Annotated in this window: 15 protein-coding genes; 10 read left to right on the top strand and 5 right to left on the bottom strand. The window is 70.7% G+C overall.

Translation table 11 applies throughout. From position 1 onward, the window contains the following. Positions 1 to 13: 13 nt before the first annotated feature. The gene (locus OH768_RS11015) at positions 14 to 769 is read right to left on the bottom strand and encodes a hypothetical protein (RefSeq protein ID WP_406452528.1); all 756 of its coding nucleotides are present in this window, start codon (positions 767 to 769) and stop codon (positions 14 to 16) included. Positions 770 to 912: 143 nt separating this feature from the next. Between OH768_RS11015 and ggt the strand changes: the two genes are divergently transcribed. After that, the gene (gene ggt / locus OH768_RS11010) at positions 913 to 2,715 is read left to right on the top strand and encodes a gamma-glutamyltransferase (RefSeq protein ID WP_406452526.1); all 1,803 of its coding nucleotides are present in this window, start codon (positions 913 to 915) and stop codon (positions 2,713 to 2,715) included. On the opposite strand, the gene OH768_RS11005 is transcribed toward ggt, so the two are convergent. Next, complete coding sequence (locus tag OH768_RS11005; protein ID WP_406452524.1) at positions 2,699 to 5,242, bottom strand: ATP-dependent Clp protease ATP-binding subunit; 2,544 nt, start codon at positions 5,240 to 5,242, stop codon at positions 2,699 to 2,701. The genes ggt and OH768_RS11005 overlap by 17 nt on opposite strands. 137 nt (positions 5,243 to 5,379) lie before the next feature. After that, entirely contained in the window at positions 5,380 to 6,147 is a 768-nt protein-coding gene (gene map / locus OH768_RS11000; RefSeq protein WP_406452522.1) for a type I methionyl aminopeptidase, read from the bottom strand. A gap of 32 nt (positions 6,148 to 6,179) precedes the next feature. Between map and OH768_RS10995 the strand changes: the two genes are divergently transcribed. The 9 genes from OH768_RS10995 to OH768_RS10955 all read left to right on the top strand — a co-directional run bounded on the left by OH768_RS10995 (position 6,180) and on the right by OH768_RS10955 (position 17,453). Further along, positions 6,180 to 6,431, top strand: a complete 252-nt coding sequence (locus OH768_RS10995) for a helix-turn-helix transcriptional regulator (RefSeq protein ID WP_362981660.1) — start codon at positions 6,180 to 6,182, stop codon at positions 6,429 to 6,431. Between the two features lie 167 nt (positions 6,432 to 6,598). Next, positions 6,599 to 8,335, top strand: a complete 1,737-nt coding sequence (locus OH768_RS10990; protein WP_406452520.1) for a hypothetical protein — start codon at positions 6,599 to 6,601, stop codon at positions 8,333 to 8,335. Between the two features lie 158 nt (positions 8,336 to 8,493). Beyond that, on the top strand, positions 8,494 to 9,336 hold the full coding sequence (locus tag OH768_RS10985; protein WP_406452518.1) for a nitrilase-related carbon-nitrogen hydrolase: 843 nt from the start codon (positions 8,494 to 8,496) through the stop codon (positions 9,334 to 9,336). Further along, on the top strand, positions 9,333 to 10,619 hold the full coding sequence (locus tag OH768_RS10980; RefSeq protein WP_406452516.1) for an aspartate aminotransferase family protein: 1,287 nt from the start codon (positions 9,333 to 9,335) through the stop codon (positions 10,617 to 10,619). Before OH768_RS10985 ends, OH768_RS10980 begins: the two co-directional genes overlap by 4 nt. Positions 10,620 to 10,646: 27 nt before the next feature. Next, positions 10,647 to 12,209 carry a PucR family transcriptional regulator gene (locus tag OH768_RS10975; RefSeq protein WP_406452514.1) on the top strand — a complete coding sequence of 521 codons (1,563 nt, stop codon included), beginning with the start codon at positions 10,647 to 10,649 and terminating at the stop codon, positions 12,207 to 12,209. A 155-nt stretch (positions 12,210 to 12,364) separates the two neighbouring features. Next, on the top strand, positions 12,365 to 13,207 hold the full coding sequence (locus OH768_RS10970) for a nitrilase-related carbon-nitrogen hydrolase (protein WP_019071248.1): 843 nt from the start codon (positions 12,365 to 12,367) through the stop codon (positions 13,205 to 13,207). Positions 13,208 to 13,343: 136 nt separating this feature from the next. Then, positions 13,344 to 14,747, top strand: a complete 1,404-nt coding sequence (gene hydA / locus OH768_RS10965; protein ID WP_406452511.1) for a dihydropyrimidinase — start codon at positions 13,344 to 13,346, stop codon at positions 14,745 to 14,747. Positions 14,748 to 14,758: 11 nt separating this feature from the next. Then, complete coding sequence (locus OH768_RS10960; RefSeq protein WP_406452509.1) at positions 14,759 to 15,778, top strand: TIGR03842 family LLM class F420-dependent oxidoreductase; 1,020 nt, start codon at positions 14,759 to 14,761, stop codon at positions 15,776 to 15,778. A 127-nt stretch (positions 15,779 to 15,905) separates the two neighbouring features. Continuing rightward, positions 15,906 to 17,453 carry an NCS1 family nucleobase:cation symporter-1 gene (locus tag OH768_RS10955; RefSeq protein WP_406452507.1) on the top strand — a complete coding sequence of 516 codons (1,548 nt, stop codon included), beginning with the start codon at positions 15,906 to 15,908 and terminating at the stop codon, positions 17,451 to 17,453. A gap of 27 nt (positions 17,454 to 17,480) precedes the next feature. Here OH768_RS10955 and OH768_RS10950 read toward each other — a convergent pair whose 3' ends face one another. Further along, complete coding sequence (locus tag OH768_RS10950; RefSeq protein ID WP_359613364.1) at positions 17,481 to 18,152, bottom strand: hypothetical protein; 672 nt, start codon at positions 18,150 to 18,152, stop codon at positions 17,481 to 17,483. Positions 18,153 to 18,316: 164 nt separating this feature from the next. Next, positions 18,317 to 19,312 (bottom strand): carboxymuconolactone decarboxylase family protein, encoded by a 996-nt coding sequence (locus tag OH768_RS10945; RefSeq protein ID WP_406452505.1) that lies wholly within the window; start codon positions 19,310 to 19,312, stop codon positions 18,317 to 18,319. Positions 19,313 to 19,412 lie beyond the last annotated feature (100 nt).

Raw genomic sequence — 19,412 nt, 5'->3', positions numbered from 1 at the left:
AATGTGTGTGACCTCAGGAGGCGCGGTGCGAACTCCGTGGTGCCGGTGCAGGCAGAGGGGTCTCCGCGGTCCGCGTCACATCGGCGACCAGCTCCACCACATCGGGGCCGTACGCCTGTGAGTTGACCACCTTCAGCAGCAGGACGAAGGTGTTGCCGCCGTGTTTGCGGGCCAACTTCTCATGGTTGCGGGCGAGATAGCGGGTCGCCGCCTGATTGGTGATCGCGCGCTGGCCGCAGAAGAGGAACACCGGCCGCGCGCCTCCGAGTTGACCGGCGGTGAGCCGGGCGAGAAGCACGTACTCGCCCTTGCCGGGCTCAAGTCGGTAGCGCTCGCTGCCTATTTGGAACGCGCCCCGGTCCGGCCCCGGCTCGGCGTCGACGTTGACGCGGATGCCGGGCAGCAGGGACGCCAGATGCGCGGCCATCCGGCGGTTGGAGGCCGGGCCGCCCACACAGAACTCGGTGCGTTCGCCGAAGCCCTGCTGGGCCGCGTCGTGCGCGACGACCTGGGCGTGCGCGTTGCAGTCCTTGATCAGGGCCGCGAGTTCGAGGAGCGCGAACACGTCGTGCCGCATCACCGTGAGTTCGGGGCCGCCCGCCTCGCGGTTCACCACGAGCAGCGACTCGGAGTTGTCGGGCAGCCCGAAGAACGCCTGCTTGCGCCGGAGTCTGCGCTTCCACAGGTAGGTGCGGGCGAGCCAGCCGAGCGCGGCACTGAGGCCGGCGGCGACCACGCCCAGAACGATGTTGCGCACGTCGTCATTCATGGGCGCGCATGTTAGCGGCCCGATGTGGCTGGTACGTACCGGTGTTCGACGTGTGACGTTCGTGTGGCGGCGGCCGGAAGCGGTCTGTCGGGGCCCGTGCCAGGTGGATACGCTGCGCGGACGGTTCTGGACTGGAGGTACGGATGCGTCGCCCTGTGGCACGGAAACTGTCGGTCCTGGCGGTCTCGGCCGCCGTGGTGTCGGTAGGGGCCGCGGCCCCACCCGCCGCGACGAGCAGCAGCACACCGACGAAGGTTCCGGTCGCCGTCGGCTACGGCGGCGCGGTCGCGAGCGTCGACGCGGACGCCACCGCGGCCGGTATCGAGGTCCTGAAGAAGGGCGGCAACGCGGTCGACGCGGCCGTCGCCACCGCCGCCGCGCTCGGTGTCACCGAGCCCTACTCCTCCGGTGTCGGCGGAGGCGGCTACTTCGTCTACTACGACGCCAAGTCCCGTACGGTGCACACCATCGACGGCCGCGAGACCGCGCCGCTGACCGCCGACTCCAACCTCTTCGTGGAGAACGGCAAGGCGCTCGCCTTCGCCGACGCCGTCAGCAGCGGCCTCGGCGTCGGCACCCCGGGCACGCCCGCCACCTGGCAGACGGCCCTCGACCAGTGGGGGAGCGAGAAGCTCGGTACGGTGCTCAAGCCCGCCGAGCGGATCGCCGGCGACGGCTTCACGGTCGACGACACCTTCCGCACCCAGACGGCGGCCAACGAGACCCGCTTCCGCTACTTCCCGGACACCGCCAAGCTGTTCCTGCCGGGCGGCGCGCTGCCGGTCGTCGGCTCCACCTTCAAGAACCCCGAACTCGCCGCCACCTACAAGGAGTTGGGCAAGAAGGGGATCGGCGCGATCTACCACGGCGACCTCGGCAAGGACATCCTCGCCACGGTGAACACCCCGAAGGTGGACGCCAGTTCCGGCTGGAACGCCCGCCCCGGCAAGCTCTCCGCCGAGGACCTCGCCGCCTACCGCGCCAAACTCCAGGCGCCCACGAAGACCTCGTACCGCGGACTCGGCGTCTACTCCATCGCACCCTCCTCCTCCGGCGGAACGACCGTCGGCGAGGCCCTCAACATCCTGGAGAAGACGGACCTTTCGAAGGCCGGCGAGGTCCAGTACCTGCACCACTACATCGAGGCCAGCCGGATCGCGTTCGCGGACCGCGGGCGCTGGGTCGGCGACCCCGCCTTCGAGGACGTACCGACGAAGGAACTGCTCTCGCAGAAGTTCGCCGACTCGCGCGCCTGCCTCATCAAGGACGACGCGGTGCTCACCAGCCCGCTGGCGCCCGCCGACCCGCGCAACCCGACGGCCTGCACCGCCACCGGGACGGCCGCCCCGACGACCTACGAGGGCGAGAACACCACCCACCTCACGGTCGCCGACAAGTGGGGCAACGTCGTCTCCTACACGCTCACCATCGAGCAGACCGGCGGCAGCGCGATGACCGTGCCCGGCCGCGGCTTCCTGCTCAACAACGAGCTGACCGACTTCTCCTTCGCCCCGGCCAACCCGGCCGTCCACGACCCGAACCTGCCGGGCCCGGGCAAGCGCCCGCGCTCGTCGATCTCGCCGACGATCGTCCTCGACAAGCACAACAAGCCGGTGGTGGCGCTCGGTTCACCCGGTGGCGCGACCATCATCACGACCGTGCTGCAGACGCTCACCGAGTTCCTGGACCGAGGTCTCCCGCTCGTGGACGCGATCGCCGCACCCCGCGCCAGCCAGCGCAACGCGGCCAACACCGAACTCGAACCGGCGCTCTACAACAGCGACTTGAAGACCCAGCTGCAGGCCATCGGGCACTCCTTCACCCTGAATCCGGAGATCGGCGCGGCGACAGGCGTGCAACGGCTGCCGAACGGCGAGTGGTTGGCCGCCGCCGAGAAGGTACGGCGCGGTGGCGGCTCCGCCGCGGTGGTCAATCCGGCGCCGTAGACGGTGAGTCGGAGGCGGGCGGCGGCGGATCCGCGCGGAACGCGAGCCGCCCGTCCTCGACGTCCACCGTCACCCGGCCGCCCTTCGCGATGCGGCCGTCGAGGAGCAGCCGGGACAGCTGGTTGTCGACCTCGCGCTGGATGGTGCGACGCAGCGGCCGGGCGCCGTACTCGGGCTGGAAGCCCTGCCGGGACAGCCGGTCGACGGCCGGGTCGGTGAACTCGACCGTGATGCCCTGCGCGTGCAGGAGACGGCGGGTGCGCTCCAGCAACAGGTCGGTGATCAGCCGGAGTTGCTCGGCGGTGAGCTGGCGGAAGACCACGATCTCGTCGATCCGGTTGAGGAACTCGGGCCGGAAGTGCTCGCGCAGCGGGCGCAGGATCTGCTCGCGCCGCGCCTCCTCGTCCGCGTCGGCGCCGCCGGGCCCGAAGCCGATCCCGGCCCCGCGCCGGGTGATCGCCTCGGAGCCGAGGTTGCTGGTCATCACGATCACCGTGTTGGTGAAGTCGACCGTGCGGCCCTGCGCGTCGGTCAACCGGCCGTCGTCCAGGACCTGGAGCAGGATGTTGAAGACGTCCGGGTGCGCCTTCTCGACCTCGTCGAGGAGCAGCAGCGAGTACGGGTGGCGGCGTACGACCTCGGTGAGCTGACCGGCCTCCTCGTGGCCGACGTAGCCGGGCGGGGCGCCGACGAGACGGCTCACCGTGTGCCGTTCCTGGTACTCGCTCATGTCGAGGCGGACCATGCGGTCATCGCTGCCGAACAGCGCCTCGGCGAGAGCGCGGGCAAGTTCGGTCTTGCCGACGCCTGTTGGGCCGAGGAACAGGAAGCTGCCGATCGGCCGGTCCGGGCTGGCGAGCCCGGCGCGGGAGCGCAGCACCGCGTCCGACACGACCCGGACCGCCTCCTCCTGGCCGACGACCCGCCGGTGCAGATGCTCCTCCAGACCGAGCAGCCGGTCCTTCTCCTCCGCGGTGAGACTGCTCACCGGGATACCGGTCTGCCGTGACACCACCTCGGCGATCGCCTCACCGGTGACCTCCAGGTGCTGGCCCTCGTCGCCCGTGCCCTCGCCGCCGGTCTCCGCCAGCTGTACCTTCAACTCGGCGATGCGGTCCCGGAGTTGGGTGGCTTTCTCGTAGTCCTCGTCGGCCGCCGCCTGGTCCTTGTCCCGCGCGAGCTGCTCCACCTCGCGCTCCAGGGCCCGTACGTCCGTGCCCTTCGTGCGGGCCCGCAGCCGTACCCGCGCGCCCGCCTGGTCGATCAGGTCGATCGCCTTGTCGGGGAGGCGGCGGTCGGTGAGATAGCGGTCGGACAGCTCCACGGCCGCCACCAACGCCTCGTCGGTGTACCGGACTTGGTGGTGTGCCTCGTAGCGGTCGCGCAGTCCGCGCAGGATCTCGATCGCGTCCGCGACGGTCGGCTCGGGCACCAGGATCGGCTGGAACCTGCGGGCCAGCGCCGCGTCCTTCTCGATCCGGCGGTACTCCTCCAGCGTCGTGGCGCCCACGACGTGCAACTCGCCCCGCGCCAGTGCCGGTTTGAGGATGTTCCCGGCGTCCATCGAACCGCTCTCGCCGCCACCGCCCGCGCCGACCACGGTGTGCAACTCGTCGATGAACACGATCAGTTCGTCCGAGTGGGCGCGGATCTCGCCGACGATGTTCGTCAGCCGCTCCTCGAAGTCGCCCCGGAAACGGGTGCCCGCGACCACGCCGGTCAGATCCAGGGCGACCACCCGCCGCCCGGTCAGCACGTCCGGGACGTCGCCGTCCGTGATGCGCTGGGCGATCCCCTCCACGATCGCGGTCTTGCCGACACCCGCGTCGCCGATCAGCACCGGGTTGTTCTTGCCGCGCCGGGACAGCACCTCGATGGTCTGCTCGATCTCCTCGTCGCGTCCGATCACCGGGTCGACACGGCCCTGCTGGGCGAGGGCGGTGAGATCACGGCCGTACTTGTCGAGGGTCGGGGTGCCGGTGGGGCGGGGCTGGTCGCTGCGCGGCAGTGTGCCGTCGGGTGCCTCGGGCGGCAGGCCCGTGGGGGCGTAGCGGGCCGCGTTCAGGATGTGCCCGGCGGCAGAGTCCGGGTTCGCGGCGAGCGCGCCCAGGACGTGCTCGGGGCCGATGTAGCCGGCGCCGCCCGCCCTCGCCAGGTCGTGCGCGTCCAGGAGGGCGCGTTTGACGGCCGGGGTGAGGTTGAGGGACGTGCCCTCCGGGGGTTGGACCGGGCCCGAGCGCTCGTCGATCTCTGCCGCCAGGGAGTCGGGGTCCGCGCCGGCGCGGGTGAGGAGGCCACGGGTCGGCTCCGCGGACAGGGCGGCGCGTAGCAGGTGCTGGGTGTCGAGGTCGTGGCTGCCGTGTTCTGCGGCGTACTGGGCGGCGCCGCGGACGAGGTCCCTGGCCGGTTGGCTGAGGAGGCGGCCTATGTCCACGTGGCGTGGACCGGGGCGGGCGGCTCCTCCGAAGAGCCTGGCGAGGAAGTCTCCGAAGGGGTCGTTTTCGGGGGATGTGTAGCCGCTGGTCATCAATCCACCATGGCACGGGGCACTGCGTGGGGCATGTGCGGGTTTGGGTCCGTTTATGTGCGCGGGTGCGTTGTGGCTGGTCGCGCCCGCGCGGCGGAGCCGCAAATCGACACAGCCCCGCGCCCCTATAGGGGCGCTCAGCGTGCCGTAAGGATCCTGGGGCCGTCCTCCGTGATCGCCACCGTGTGTTCCACGTGGGCCGCCCTCGATCCGTCGTTCGTGCGTAGGGTCCAGCCGTCCGGGGCCTCGTGGTAGCCGTCCTTGCCGCTCGCGATCAGCATGGGCTCGATCGCGAGGGCCATGCCGTGGCGGAGGGGGAGGCCGCGGCCGGGACGGCCCTCGTTCGGGACGCCGGGGTCCTCGTGCATCTGGCGGCCGATGCCGTGGCCGCCGAAGCCCTGAGGGATGCCGTAGCCCGCCGTACGGCACACCGTGCCGATCGCGTGGGCGATGTCGCCGACGCGGTTGCCCACGACGGCCGCCGCGATGCCCGCCGCGAGGGCGCGCTCGGCGGTGTCGATCAGGCGTACGTCGGCGGGGCGCGGCGTGCCGACGGTGAAGCTGATCGCCGAGTCGCCGGCCCAGCCGCCCAGCTTCGCGCCGAAGTCGATCGAGACCAGGTCGCCGTCGCGCAGGCGGTAGCCGTCCGGGATGCCGTGCACGATCGCGTCGTTCACCGAGGCGCAGACGACCGCCGGGAACGGGGTGGGCGCGAAGGAGGGGCGATAGCCGAGGAAGGGCGAGGTCGCGCCCGCCGCGCGCAGCACGTCGTGCGCCAACTCGTCCAGTTCCAGCAGGGAAACGCCCACGTCGGCGGCCTCCCGCACGGCCGTGAGGGCGCGGGCCACGACCTGGCCCGCCTCGTACATCGCATCGATAGACGTGTCCGTCTTGAGTTCCACCATGCCAATTACTATACCGGTATTAGAATGACGGCATGGTACGCACCCCTCTCACCCCCGAAGAGCGTGAACGCGGCGAACGGCTCGGCCGGCTGCTCCGCGAGGCCCGTGGTGGCCGGAGCATGACGGACGTGGCGGCGAACGCGGGCATCTCGGCGGAGACCCTCCGCAAGATCGAGACCGGCCGGGCACCGACACCCGCCTTCTTCACTGTCGCCGCCCTCGCCGACGCGCTCGGGCTGTCCATGGATCAACTCGTGGTCAGGTGTGCGCCGTTGGCGGCCTGAATCGGGGTGGCGGACACGGCGGATGCAGCGGAATCCGGCGGGCGCACAGGGGGGAGGCGTAGGCTCCGAACTCTCTGCGCCCGGCTCGAAAAGCTTCCGTAGCCGCGTCGTAACACAAATGGTGTTTTCTACGGACCGGAGCATTCCGGTCTGGCGGGAGTTGGAGCATGGCTGTGGATCAACTCCCCGGACAGGTGCGGGAGTTCGCGAACTACCTCGACCGACTTCTGGCGCGCCTCGACCAGGGCGGCGGCTGGTGCGGGGTGTTCTGGCAGCGCGATCCCGATGGTATGCAGGCCTGCCTGGGCGGGCGTGAGATACCGCCGTGGGACGTGGTGGAGGCGCTGCTCCAGGACCTCGCTGCCGAGTACGGCCCCGGTGTCGCCGCCCAGGAGAAGGAACGGGCCCGCGCCCTGCACGCGGCGGCGCTCGCCGCGTTCGACGCCCGGCCCGGCAGCCGGGACGCCCTCAGCGACCGGCTCGACGTGATGCTCCGCGAGCAGAAGTACGCCGCCGAACGGCAGGCGGAACTGGGGCGGTTGCTCGGCTCCGCCACCACGCAGGAGGACGCCGACGCCCTCCGCCTCGACCTGGCCTGGGCCCACGACGACCACGAGCGCGCCACCGCCCGCTGCACCGAACTCCGCGCCCGCATCGATGAGTTGGACAACCGAGCCCACCTCCGGGGCGGCGGGGCGGTCCACCGCGACCGGCACGGCAACGTGTTCCGGGTCGACGACACCTTCCAGGACCAGGACGGCCGGTCCGGCGGGGAGGACCCGTACGGTTCGTACGGCAACGGCCCGGCTCCGCACCGCCTGCCCCGCCAGCGCGACACCGAACAGACACCAGGAACCGGGCCGCAGGGCGGCTACGGCGGCCCCGATCCCCTGCGCCACGACGAGGGCGTCCGGGAGGCGCGCCGCGGCTACGAGGACTTCGAACGCGCCAACCCCGGCTACGGCAGTCCGGCCCCTCTGCGGGACGACTTCCCGAGCCCCGCCGCCACTCCCGCGCCATCGCCCTCCGACTGGCCCGCGACGGACACCTCCGACTGGCCCGCGCCCGAGGCCACGCGCTCCGCCGCCTTCGACCCCGTACAGCCCACGGCCCCCGAGCCCACGCAGTCCACCGACCCCGACCCCGACCCGGCCCCCACCCCCAAGCAACGCAAGCGCCGCCGAGGCAGCGCCCGCTTCGCCGGCATGACCGAGGACGACGCCGCTGCCGCCGCCCCGGCCCCGGACCCCGCGGCCGCCGTACCGGAGCTGCCGACCCCCGTGCCCACCGCACCCCGCACCCCGCGCGGGGCCCGCTTCGCCGGGGCCGCGCGGCCGGTCGAGCGGGCGCAGCCGAAGCGGGAGGCGTTGGACGCCGAGGCGCGGCAGGCCACCGTGGAGGCCGTGCAGCGGCTCGTGGGGCTGCGGCGGGAGGGGCGTAGCGGCGAGGCGCACGCGCTGCTCGCCGAGGCCGCGTGCTGGCCCGCCGCCCGCTTCCCGCTGCTCGCGGCCGAGCTGCAGCGCGCCGGGCTCGGCGCGGACTGGGCGACGCTGCTGTGGGAGGCCGCCTCGCTGCCCGCCGACCGGCTGGTCGGCGCGGCGGACGCGCTGGTCGCTGCGGGCCGTACGGCGGACGGCGAGCAGATCCTGCGGCAGGGCGTGGCCCGCCCGGCCGAGGAGATAGGCGACGCCGTGCTCGCGCTGGCCGCCGAGGGCCGCCGCCGCGAGATCAGCGCCCTGCTCGATGCCTACGTCCGGGTCCGCACCCCCGAGGAGGCGGCCCGCAGCGTCGCGGCCGACCCGCAGCAGCTCGTCCCGCTGCTGGTGGAGGCGGCCCGGGGCGTCTCGGACGAACGCCACTGGGACCTCGTCCACGCCCTCCGGGTGGCGGGCTTCACTGCCTGAGTGGCCCATCGGCTCGCCCACCGGAGTGTGAAACGCGATCGACTCCGCGGGTTAACGGCGATGGTCTTGGCAAGGCTGCTCCGGAGGCTTACGTTCATCCCTCTACGGCCTTTGTCTACGGGCGTAGAGGCTCTGAGGTCCCGTCGAAGGAGCAGCTCATGGCCAACGTCGTACGCGCCGCTCTGGTCCAGGCCACCTGGACCGGCGACACCGAGTCCATGGTGGCGAAACACGAGGAACACGCCCGCGAGGCGGCCCGCCAGGGCGCCAGGATCATCGGGTTCCAGGAAGTGTTCAACGCCCCCTACTTCTGTCAGGTCCAGGAACCGGAGCACTACAGCTGGGCCGAGCCGGTGCCCGACGGGCCGACCGTGCGTCGTATGCAACAGCTCGCGCGCGAGACCGGCATGGTGATCGTCGTCCCGGTCTTCGAGGTCGAGCAGGAGGGCTTCTACTACAACACCGCGGCCGTGATCGACGCCGACGGCACCTTCCTCGGCAAGTACCGCAAGCACCACATCCCCCAGGTCAAGGGCTTCTGGGAGAAGTACTACTTCAAGCCGGGCAACGCCGGCTGGCCCGTCTTCGACACCGCCGTCGGCAAGGTCGGCGTCTACATCTGCTACGACCGTCACTTCCCCGAGGGCTGGCGCCAACTCGGCCTCAACGGAGCCCAGTTGGTCTACAACCCGTCCGCGACCTCGCGCGGCCTCTCCGCCTACCTCTGGCAGCTGGAGCAGCCCGCCGCGGCCGTGGCCAACGAGTACTTCATCGCCGCGATCAACCGTGTGGGACAGGAGGAGTACGGGGACAACGACTTCTACGGCACCTCGTACTTCGTCAACCCGCGCGGCCAGTTCGTCGGCGAGGTCGCCGGCGACAAGGCCGAGGAACTTCTCGTCCGCGACCTCGACTTCGGTCTCATCGAAGAAGTGCGGCAACAGTGGGCGTTCTACCGCGACCGCCGCCCCGACGCCTACGAAGGGCTGGTGCAGCCGTGACCAAGGACCTGCTGGGACGCCACAAGGCGGTGCTCCCGGACTGGCTCGCCCTCTACTACGACAACCCGCTCGAAATCACGCACGGCGAGGGCCGGCACGTCTGGGACGCCGAGGGCAACAAGTACCTCGACTTCTTCGGCGGCATCCTCACCACCATGACCGTGCACGCGCTCCCCGAGGTCACCAAGGCGGTCAGTGAGCAGGCCGGGCGGATCCTCCACTCGTCGACGCTCTACCTCAACCGGCCGATGGTCGAACTCGCCGAGCGCGTCGCCCAGTTGTCCGGCATCCCCGACGCCCGTGTCTTCTTCACCACCTCGGGCACCGAGGCCAACGACACCGCCCTGCTGCTCGCCACGTCGTACCGGCGCAGCAACCAGATCCTGGCCATGCGCAACAGTTACCACGGCCGCTCCTTCAGCGCGGTCGGCATCACCGGCAACCGCGGCTGGTCCCCGACCTCGCTGTCCCCGCTCCAGACGCTGTACGTCCACGGGGGTGTGCGCACGCGCGGACCCTACGCCCACTTGTCCGACGCCGAGTTCATCGCGGCCTGCGTGGCCGACCTGAAGGACCTGCTCGGGCACGTCCGGCCGCCCGCCGCCCTCATCGCCGAACCCGTCCAGGGCGTCGGCGGGTTCACCTCCCCGCCCGACGGCCTGTACGCCGCCTTCCGCGAAGTCCTCGCCGAGCGGGGCGTGTTGTGGATCGCCGACGAGGTGCAGACCGGCTGGGGCCGCACCGGTGACCACTTCTGGGGCTGGCAGGCGCACGGCCAGAACGGTCCGCCGGACATCCTCACCTTCGCCAAGGGCATCGGCAACGGCAGCTCGATCGGTGGTGTCGTCGCCCGCGCCGACATCATGAACTGCCTCGACTCCAACAGCATTTCGACCTTCGGCGGCACCCAGATCACCATGGCGGCGGGCCTCGCCAACCTCACCTATCTGCTGGAGCACGACCTCCAGGGCAACGCCCGCCGCGTCGGCGGTCTCCTCATCGAGCGGCTGCGGGCCGCCGCGGCGAAGCATCCCGGTGTACGGGAAGTGCGTGGGCGCGGACTGATGATAGGCGTCGAGCTGGTGAAACCGGGCACCGACGAGGCCGATCCGCAGGCCGCCTCCGCCGTGCTCGAAGCGGCCCGCGAGGGCGGGCTGTTGATCGGCAAGGGCGGCGGACACGACACCAGCGCCCTGCGCATCGCCCCGCCGCTGTCCCTCACCGTCGCGGAGGCCGAAGAGGGCGCCGCCATCCTCGAACGGGCGCTGGCGAGCACGCAGTAGTAGCAGTACGAGCAAGGGAAACGCGCTATGGCCACCACCCTCGACCCCCTGGAACCCGCCCTGTCGGTCCGTCAGGTCCTCGCCCTGGAACGGGTTCTGGCCGGGGAACCCGAGGTGGTGGCCGGCGCGAGCCAACTCGACCGTGCCGTGCGGTGGGTGCATGTCGCCGAGGCCGCCGATGTCGGCGTGATGCTCAGCGGCGGCGAGATGATCCTCACCACCGGAGTGCTCCTCGCCGGTGACGAGGGTGCCCAGACCGAGTACGTCCAGTCCCTGCACCGCGCGGAGGCCTCCGCCGTCGTACTCGGTCTCGGCCGCGCCTTCCCCGCCCCGCCGGACGTGATGCGCCGCGCGGCCGAGCGGTGCGGGCTGCCCATGGTGGTGCTCCACCGCCCCTTCCCCTTCGCGGAGTTGACGGAGGAGGTTCAATCCCGGCTGGTACGGCGGAAGTTCGCCGCCGTCAGCCTCTCCGAGGCCGTACGGACCGCGCTCACCGCACTCATCACCGGCGGCGCCCCGCTGCAGAGCCTGCTCGACGAGGTCGCCGCGCACAGCGCCTGCCCCGTGGTCGTCACGAACCTCGCCCACCGCGTCCTCGCCACGGCGGGGGAGCGGTCCGCCGTCGACGACGTGCTGCGCGACTGGGAGCGCATCTCCCGGCAGGCCGGCGGCAGCGAGGGCGACGGCTGGATCCGCGCCGAGCTGGGCGGACGCGGTGAACGCTGGGGTCAGATCATGCTGTGCGGCCACCGCGGCGACACCGCCACCGGACGACTCCTCGCCGACCGCGCCGCCGAGGCGCTCGTCCTGCACCGCATGCTCGGCGGCTCCGCCCACACCTGGGAGGAACAGTCCGCGCAGAGCCTGCTGACCGACCTGGCGAGCGGCGTCGTACCGGCCCGCCAACTCCTGCCCCGCGCCCGCGCGGCCGGACTCCCCGTCAACCGGCGCACCTTCGTACCGATGGTCGTACGCGACGGCGACACGGCCCAACTCGACCGAGTCCTACGGCTGTTGGGGCTGCCCGGACTCGTCGCGGAGCTGGCCGACGGCGTCACCGCCGTGCTGCTCAGCCTGCCCCGCGACCAGGACGCGGACGCCCTCGCCGCGCACTTCGCGAGCCGGCTGCGCACCGAGTCCGGGGCGTTGAAGGCGGTCGTGGCCGCCGCCGGGCAGCGCACCGTCTGGGACGACGTGCCCGCCGGGCTGCGCGAGGCACAGCACGTGGCCGACGCCGTGGCCGACTCCAGCGACGCCCTCGAACTCCCCACCGTCGTACGCCTCAAGGACGTCCATCTGCGCGGCCTGATCCGGCTGTTGCGGGACGACCCGCAGGTGCAGTCCTTCGCCGAGCGGGAGTTGGACGGGCTGCTGTGCGCGGCCGACGAGGACCTGCTCGCCGTACTGCGGACGTATCTGGCCACCGGCCGCAACAAGTCGCGCACCGCGCAGCTCCACCATGTGTCGCGGCCCGCGCTGTACCGCCGGCTGGAGGCGATAGAGGGCCGGCTCGGGGTGGACCTCGACGACTTCGAGCAGGCCGCGTCGGTGCACATCGCGCTCCTCGCGCACGACGCGCAACAGGGGTGAAACATGGGACTACCTGCGAAAACGGCGGTGAAACATGCGGCCACGACAGGGTGACACCGTGGAACGCCGAGCGTCCGCAGACGTGACACCGTGCAACTCAAACCGGACTTCAGGACTTCCTAGGCTCCTCGCACACCTAGCGACCGGAGGTCCCGATGAGCACCGTGATTCGTGCCGCCCTGTTCCAGACAGCCTGGACGGGCGACAAGGAGTCCATGATCCAGGTCCACGAGCAGGCGGTCCGCGACGCCGCCGCGCAGGGTGCTCAAGTCCTGTGCTTCCAGGAGCTGTTCTACGGCCCGTACTTCTGCCAGGTCCAGGACAAGGCGTTCTACGAGTACGCCGAGGCGATCCCGGACGGCCCGATCGTCAAGCGCTTCCAGGCGCTCGCCAAGGAACACGGCATCGTCCTGGTCCTGCCGATGTACGAGGAGGAGCAGCCCGGCGTCCTCTACAACACGGCCGCCGTGATCGACGCGGACGGCTCCTACCTCGGCAAGTACCGCAAGCACCACATTCCCCAAGTACCCGGATTCTGGGAGAAGTTCTACTTCCGCCCGGGCAACAGCGGCTGGCCGATCTTCGACACCAAGGTCGGCAAGATCGGTGTCTACATCTGCTACGACCGGCACTTCCCGGAGGGCTGGCGTGCGCTGGGCCTCGCGGGCGCCGAGATCGTCTTCAACCCGTCGGCCACCTCGCGCGGTCTGTCGGCCTACCTGTGGCAGCTGGAGCAGCCGGCCGCTGCCGCCGCCAACGAGTACTTCGTCGGCGCCATCAACCGGGTCGGTGTCGAGGAGCTCGGCGACAACGACTTCTACGGCACGACCTACTTCGTCGACCCGGAGGCCCAGTTCGTCGGCGAGGTGGCCAGCGACAAGGAGCCCGAACTGGTCGTCCGGGACCTCGACCTGGCCAAGCTGCGGGAGGTCCGCGACCGCTGGCAGTTCTACCGCGACCGCCGCCCGGACGCGTACGGCCCGTTGACCGCACCGTAACTCGGACAGTTTCCGCGCTCCTCGGAGGGCGAAGCCCTCTTAGGGGCGCGGGGCAGCGTCCATTAGCGGCTTCGCCGCGGGGCGCGCCCAGCCCCCACAGACCCGCACCAGATCACAATCCAGCGGAGTCAAAACAATGAGCACCCGTACCGTCATCCGCGGCGGCCTAGTCATCACCGCGTCCGACGAACTCCACGCCGACGTCCTGATCGAGGACGGCCGAATCGCCGCCCTGGCCACCTCCGGCACCACCGTCGCCGAAGGCTGGACCGCCGAGCGGGTCATCGACGCCACCGGGAAGTACGTCATCCCGGGCGGGGTCGACGCCCACACCCACATGGAGATGCCGTTCGGCGGCACCAAGGCCGCCGACACCTTCGAGACCGGCACCCGGGCCGCCGCCTGGGGCGGTACGACGACCATCGTCGACTTCGCGATCCAGAGCGTCGGCGGAGCTCTCCGCGAGGGCCTCGACGCCTGGCACGCCAAGGCCGAGGGCAACTGCGCCATCGACTACGGCTTCCACATGATCGTGTCCGACGTCAACGAGGACACCCTCAAGGAGATGGACCTGCTGGTACAGGAGGGCGTCACCTCCTTCAAGCAGTTCATGGCCTACCCGGGCGTCTTCTACAGCGACGACGGCCAGATCCTGCGCGCCATGCAACGCGCCGCCGACAACGGCGGGTTGATCATGATGCACGCCGAGAACGGCATCGCGATCGACGTCCTCGTGGAGCAGGCGCTGGCCCGCGGCGAGAGGGACCCCCGCTACCACGGCGAGGTCCGCAAGGCCCTCCTCGAAGCCGAGGCCACCCACCGCGCGATCAAGCTCGCGCAGGTCGCCGGAGCACCCCTCTACGTCGTGCACGTCTCCGCGATGGAGGCGGTCGCCGAGCTGGCCAGGGCGCGCGACGAAGGGCTCCCCGTCTTCGGCGAGACCTGTCCGCAGTACCTGTTCCTCTCCACCGACAACCTCGCCGAGCCCGACTTCGAGGGCGCGAAGTACGTGTGCAGCACGCCCCTCCGCCCCAAGGAACACCAGGCCAAGCTGTGGCAGGGCCTGCGCACCAACGACCTCCAGGTGGTCTCCACCGACCACTGCCCCTTCTGCTTCGTGGGCCAGAAGGAGCTCGGCAGGGGCGACTTCTCGAAGATCCCCAATGGCATGCCGGGCGTCGAGAACCGCATGGACCTGCTCCACCAGGGTGTCGTCGACGGGCACATCAGCCGCCGCCGCTGGATCGAGATCGCCTGCGCCTCCCCGGCGCGGATGTTCGGCCTCTACCCGAAGAAGGGCACCATCGCCCCGGGCGCCGACGCCGACGTCGTCATCTACGACCCGCACGCCGAGCAGACCGTCTCCGCCGAGACCCACCACATGAACGTCGACTACTCGGCGTACGAGGGCAAGCGCCTCACCGGCCGCGTCGAGACCGTCCTCTCGCGCGGCGAACTCGTCATCACCGAGCGGGAGTACACCGGGCACGCGGGCCACGGCGTCTACACCCCGCGCTCCACCAGTCAGTACCTCAACTAGGAGTGGCGCACATGGACTTCGGACTCGTCCTGCAGACCGACCCGCCGGCCTCGCGGGTCATCAGCCTGATGAAGCGCGCCGAGCGCAACGGCTTCACCCACGGCTGGACCTTCGACTCCGCCGTGCTGTGGCAGGAGCCGTTCGTGATCTACAGTCAGATCCTGGCCAACACCACGAAGTTGACGGTCGGCCCGATGGTCACCAACCCGGGCACCCGCACCTGGGAGGTCACCGCCTCCACCTTCGCCACCCTCAACGACATGTTCGGCAACCGCACGGTCTGCGGCATCGGCCGCGGCGACTCCGCGATGCGCGTCGCGGGCCGCGCCCCGAACACCCTGGCCCGGATCAGCGAGGCCATGAAGGTCATCAGGGCGCTCGGCTCCGGCCAGGAGGCGGACCTCGGCGGCACGGTCATCAAGTTCCCCTGGGCAAAGGAAGACGCCCAACTCCCGGTCTGGATGGCCGCGTACGGCCCCAAGGCCCTGAAGATGACCGGCGAGGAGGCCGACGGCTTCATCCTCCAGCTCTCGGACCTCTACCTCACCGAATACATGGTGAAGGCGGTCAAGGACGCGGCCGTCGCCGCCGGACGCGACCCGTCCGAGGTCAAGATCTGCGTCGCCGCGCCCGCCTACGTCACCGAGGACGACTCGCCCGAGGCGCTCGCCCACGCGCGCGACCAGTGCCGCTGGTTCGGCGGCATGGTCGGCAACCACGTCGCCGACCTCGTCTCCAAGTACGGCGAACACTCCGCCGCCGTACCCGACGAACTCACGGACTACATCAAGGCCCGTGAGGGGTACGACTATTCGCACCACGGCCGTGCCGACAACCCCGACACCGCCTTCGTGCCCGACGAGATCGTCGACCGGTTCTGCATCATCGGATCGGCCGAGAAGCAGATCGAAAAGCTCAACGCCCTGCGCGAGTTGGGCGTCGACCAGTTCGCCGTCTACGACATGCACGACGCGCAGGAGGCCACGATCGACGCGTACGGCGCGACGATCATCCCGGCCGTCAACGCCTGACGCACCCACGCACCACCGCTCAACTCCCCGTCCCCCCACTCCAGTTCTCCCCCTCCCCACCGTCCTGGGGAGGGGGGCCGGAGCCCCGCACGGCCTTTCCGGACCCACCTCATTGATTGGCCTGCCCATGACCGACACCGCTCCCACGGCCATAGCGCCGACCGCTCAAGTCACCCTCGCCGACGGGCGGGTGGAGATCGCCCCCGGGTCCCCGCAGCCCAGCGGGCCGTACGCCAACGACGATCTGCTGCCGGTTCCCGTCGAGAAGCGCACCTGGACCACGTACAACTTCTCCGCGCTGTGGGTCGGCATGGCCCACAACACGGCCTCCTGGACCCTCGCTTCCGGGCTCATCGCCGTCGGCATGGACTGGAAGCAGGCGGTGTTCACCATCGCCCTGGCCAACCTGATCGTGCTCGTGCCGATGCTGCTCACCGGGCACGCGGGACCGAAGTACGGCATCCCCTTCCCGGTCTTCGCGCGTGCCTCATTCGGTGTGCGCGGCGCCAACCTTCCCGCCGTGGTGCGAGCGTTGGTGGCCTGCGGCTGGTTCGGCATCCAGACCTGGATCGGCGGTGAGGCGATCTTCTTCCTCGCCGGCAAGCTGATCGGGGACAGCTGGGCCAACGCCTCGCACATCGGCGGGTACGCCTGGACGATGTGGCTGTCGTTCGCGCTGTTCTGGGTGCTCCAAGTCGCCATCATCTACCGGGGCATGGAGACCATCCGCCGCTTCGAGAACTGGGCGGCGCCCTTCGTGCTCGTCGGCGCGTTCGTGATGCTGTGGTGGATGAGCAGCAAGGCCGGCGGCCTCGGCCCGCTCTTCGACCAGCCGTCCAAGCTGGGCTGGGGCGGCAGCTTCTGGAAGCTGTTCTGGCCCTCGCTGATGGGCATGATCGGCTTCTGGTCCACGCTGTCGCTGAACATCCCCGACTTCACCCGCTACGGCAAGAGCCAGAAGGCCCAGACATGGGGCCAGGCGCTCGGCCTGCCGACCACCATGACCCTGTTCGCGTTCCTGTCGGTGCTGGTCACCTCCGGTTCGCAGGCCGTCTACGGCAAGGCGATCTGGGACCCGGTGCAGCTGGCCGCCAAGACGGACAACGTGGTCGGTCTGCTCTACGCGCTGGTGACCGTCCTGGTGGCGACCCTGTCCGTGAACATCGCGGCCAACCTGGTCTCGCCCGCCTTCGACTTCTCCAACATCGCGCCCCGGAAGATCAGTTTCCGTACCGGCGCCCTGATCACCAGCGTCCTCGGCGTGCTGATCTTCCCGTGGAAGCTGTACTCCGACCCGCAGGGCTACATCTTCACCTGGCTCGGTCTGGTCGGCGGTCTGCTCGGCACGGTCGCGGGCATCCTCATCGCCGACTACTGGATCCTGCGCCGCGGCAAGCTCGACCTCACCGACCTGTACAAGGCGGGCGGCCGCTACTGGTACGACGGCGGCTGGAACTGGCGGGCCGTCGTCGCCTTCCTGGTGGGTGGCGTACTCGCCGTCGGCGGCGCCGACTTCCACCCGCTGATCGACGGCCGGCCCATCCCGGCCCTGTCCTCGCTCGCCGACTACGGCTGGGCGGTGGGCCTCGGCACGTCGATGGTCCTCTACGTGGTGCTGACACTGCTGACCCGAAAGGAGCCGGCGTCGACGGAACCGACGCCCGTCGAGGCGTAGGACTCGTCGTGTCGGAGGGCGCCGGGGCTAACTGGCCTTGGCGCCCTCCAGCGCGGTCACCGCTTCCTTCGCGGCCTTGATCGCACCCTTGTTGATGACGTCCGTGCTCGGCGCCTTCTTGTTCTCGAAGTCGCTGCCGTTGTACGTGATGGTCACCAGCGCGTTGCCCGCGCGGACGACGACCGTGCCCTCACGCGTCTGCTGCTTGTCCTCTGTGGTGAGGTTCACGATGGAGTAGGCAGAGTCGCCGAGCCCCGGCACGACCCCGCCGCCGCTCTTCTCCGTAGTCGTCTCGGTGTACGACTTTTTCGCCGCTTCGTCCGATTCCGTGATCTCGTACGACACGTCCAGCCAGCGGTAGTCGTACCCCTTGAGCGCGTTCCACGAGCAGGTGCGGCGCACCTTCGTGTCCGTCGACGGGATCTCCTTGCCGGCCGTCTTCGCGCCCGGAACCAGTGACTTGAGCGTCGCCGCCGTCACACTCCCGCACGGGGCGGGGGACGTGGAGTACGCCTTGGCCACGGGTGCCGTCGACGGGGCCGAGGTCCCGGACGGGGTGCCGGAGTCGGGCGTCGACTTGTGATCGGCGGTCGTCGTCGCGGCGAACGGACCGGACGTCAGGGCCCAGCCCATCGCGGCGAGCACGACGACCGGCGACAGACGCGCGGTGAGAGCGAGCGGCAGAGGAAGAGAACGCAAGTCGCACTTCTCGTGGGGGAAGGGTGCGGAGCGGGTCCGCACTGCGGACGGGGACGCCAGTGTCACATGACTCCCTGTGAGGCGGAAGTATGAACTCGCTCCGTGCCTGTGCGGTGACAGCGCCTGACTGTGGACGCGTTGGTGTGTCCTCTTATGTCCACCGGTCAGGCGCGAGTGGCGGGCACCCACATCGTCGTCTCGATCCGTTCGACGGCGGCGAACGCCCCGTACGCGATCAGCCGCACCAGACTCGCGTCGGTGCCCCCGGGCCCGCGCCAGGCGGCCACGTCCTCCTCCGTTATCCGGTACGGCGCGAGCGCGGCCAGCACCGCCAGTCGTGCGGCCGGCCGCTCCCGCCGGTTCGGGAAGCCGCGCAGGACAACCGGCGGATGTCCCCCGTCCCAGGCCCACAGCGTCTCCCGTACGAGCTTCCGGTCGTCCGTGTCGAGCAGGTCCGCGCCCGCGAGCGCCGCCGTGCGCAGGGCGTCGTAGGCCGGGCCCACCGGGGTGCCGGCAGCCCAGTCCGGCCCGGGGCCCGGCGCGTCCAGCAGGGGGAGTGCCGCTCCCGGTACGGCACTGCGGCGCACGGTGCGGGCCACGCTGCGGCCGGCGAGGCTCCGTACGGCCCGGAACCGCTGCGCGTTGCCCGGCAGGAGCTGTTCGGTCAGCAGGGCCGACACGACGCGGTTGATGAAGTGGAAGGCGAGAGCGGTGCCGAGGTAGGCGGGTGCCTGCTCGGGCGGGAACGGGTACGGCGCCAGGGCCGCGCCGGGGACCCGGGTGCGGCGGCCCCAGCCGAGCACGCGCGCGTGCTCCTCGTTCTCCGGTGTGCCACCCCGCGCCAGGTGCTCGGCGAGGGCGTGGTCGCCGGTGGCGTGCAGCAGGACGGTGTGCGCGTCCGCGCAGAACGGGCACTTGTTGGCGAGCGAGACCCCGAGGGCGGCCAGCTCCTTGCCGGTGCGGCTGCCGTCGCCCGCGATCAGCGACTCCCGCATCAACGCCCAGGCGGGCGCGAGGAGTTCGGGCACGGAGGACAGGACCACGAAGGTCGGGGGCCGCTCTATTCCGAAGTCGACGGCGATCTGCTCCAGGACCTCGGCGGTGCGGCCCGTGGCGGACTTCGGCGACGGGGGCCGGGTGTGACGGAAGGGTGTGGGCATGGCAGCAGCGTGCGCCGCCCGGGTGCCCCCGGTCGTCGTACGGCCGGAGGGAGTTGACGCTGCGTCGGCCGGGTGGCGTCGGCCCGGAAAGTACTGCGTG

Origin of the sequence: Streptomyces sp. NBC_01622, assembly GCF_045209635.1 — a bacterium.
GTDB lineage: Bacteria > Actinomycetota > Actinomycetes > Streptomycetales > Streptomycetaceae > Streptomyces.
Note: the sequence above shows the minus strand (reverse complement) of the source record. Positions and strands in the feature narration are given on the sequence as shown.

Coding starts and splice junctions, on each gene's coding strand:
- OH768_RS10955 (WP_406452507.1), top strand. CDS start 15,906: ATGACCGACACCGCTCCCACGGCCATAGCGCCGACCGCTCAAGTCACC.
- OH768_RS10970 (WP_019071248.1), top strand. CDS start 12,365: ATGAGCACCGTGATTCGTGCCGCCCTGTTCCAGACAGCCTGGACGGGC.
- OH768_RS11015 (WP_406452528.1), bottom strand. CDS start 769: ATGAATGACGACGTGCGCAACATCGTTCTGGGCGTGGTCGCCGCCGGC.
- OH768_RS10960 (WP_406452509.1), top strand. CDS start 14,759: ATGGACTTCGGACTCGTCCTGCAGACCGACCCGCCGGCCTCGCGGGTC.
- OH768_RS10995 (WP_362981660.1), top strand. CDS start 6,180: ATGGTACGCACCCCTCTCACCCCCGAAGAGCGTGAACGCGGCGAACGG.
- OH768_RS10990 (WP_406452520.1), top strand. CDS start 6,599: ATGGCTGTGGATCAACTCCCCGGACAGGTGCGGGAGTTCGCGAACTAC.
- OH768_RS10975 (WP_406452514.1), top strand. CDS start 10,647: ATGGCCACCACCCTCGACCCCCTGGAACCCGCCCTGTCGGTCCGTCAG.
- map (WP_406452522.1), bottom strand. CDS start 6,147: ATGGTGGAACTCAAGACGGACACGTCTATCGATGCGATGTACGAGGCG.
- ggt (WP_406452526.1), top strand. CDS start 913: ATGCGTCGCCCTGTGGCACGGAAACTGTCGGTCCTGGCGGTCTCGGCC.
- OH768_RS10985 (WP_406452518.1), top strand. CDS start 8,494: ATGGCCAACGTCGTACGCGCCGCTCTGGTCCAGGCCACCTGGACCGGC.
- OH768_RS10945 (WP_406452505.1), bottom strand. CDS start 19,312: ATGCCCACACCCTTCCGTCACACCCGGCCCCCGTCGCCGAAGTCCGCC.
- OH768_RS11005 (WP_406452524.1), bottom strand. CDS start 5,242: ATGACCAGCGGCTACACATCCCCCGAAAACGACCCCTTCGGAGACTTC.
- hydA (WP_406452511.1), top strand. CDS start 13,344: ATGAGCACCCGTACCGTCATCCGCGGCGGCCTAGTCATCACCGCGTCC.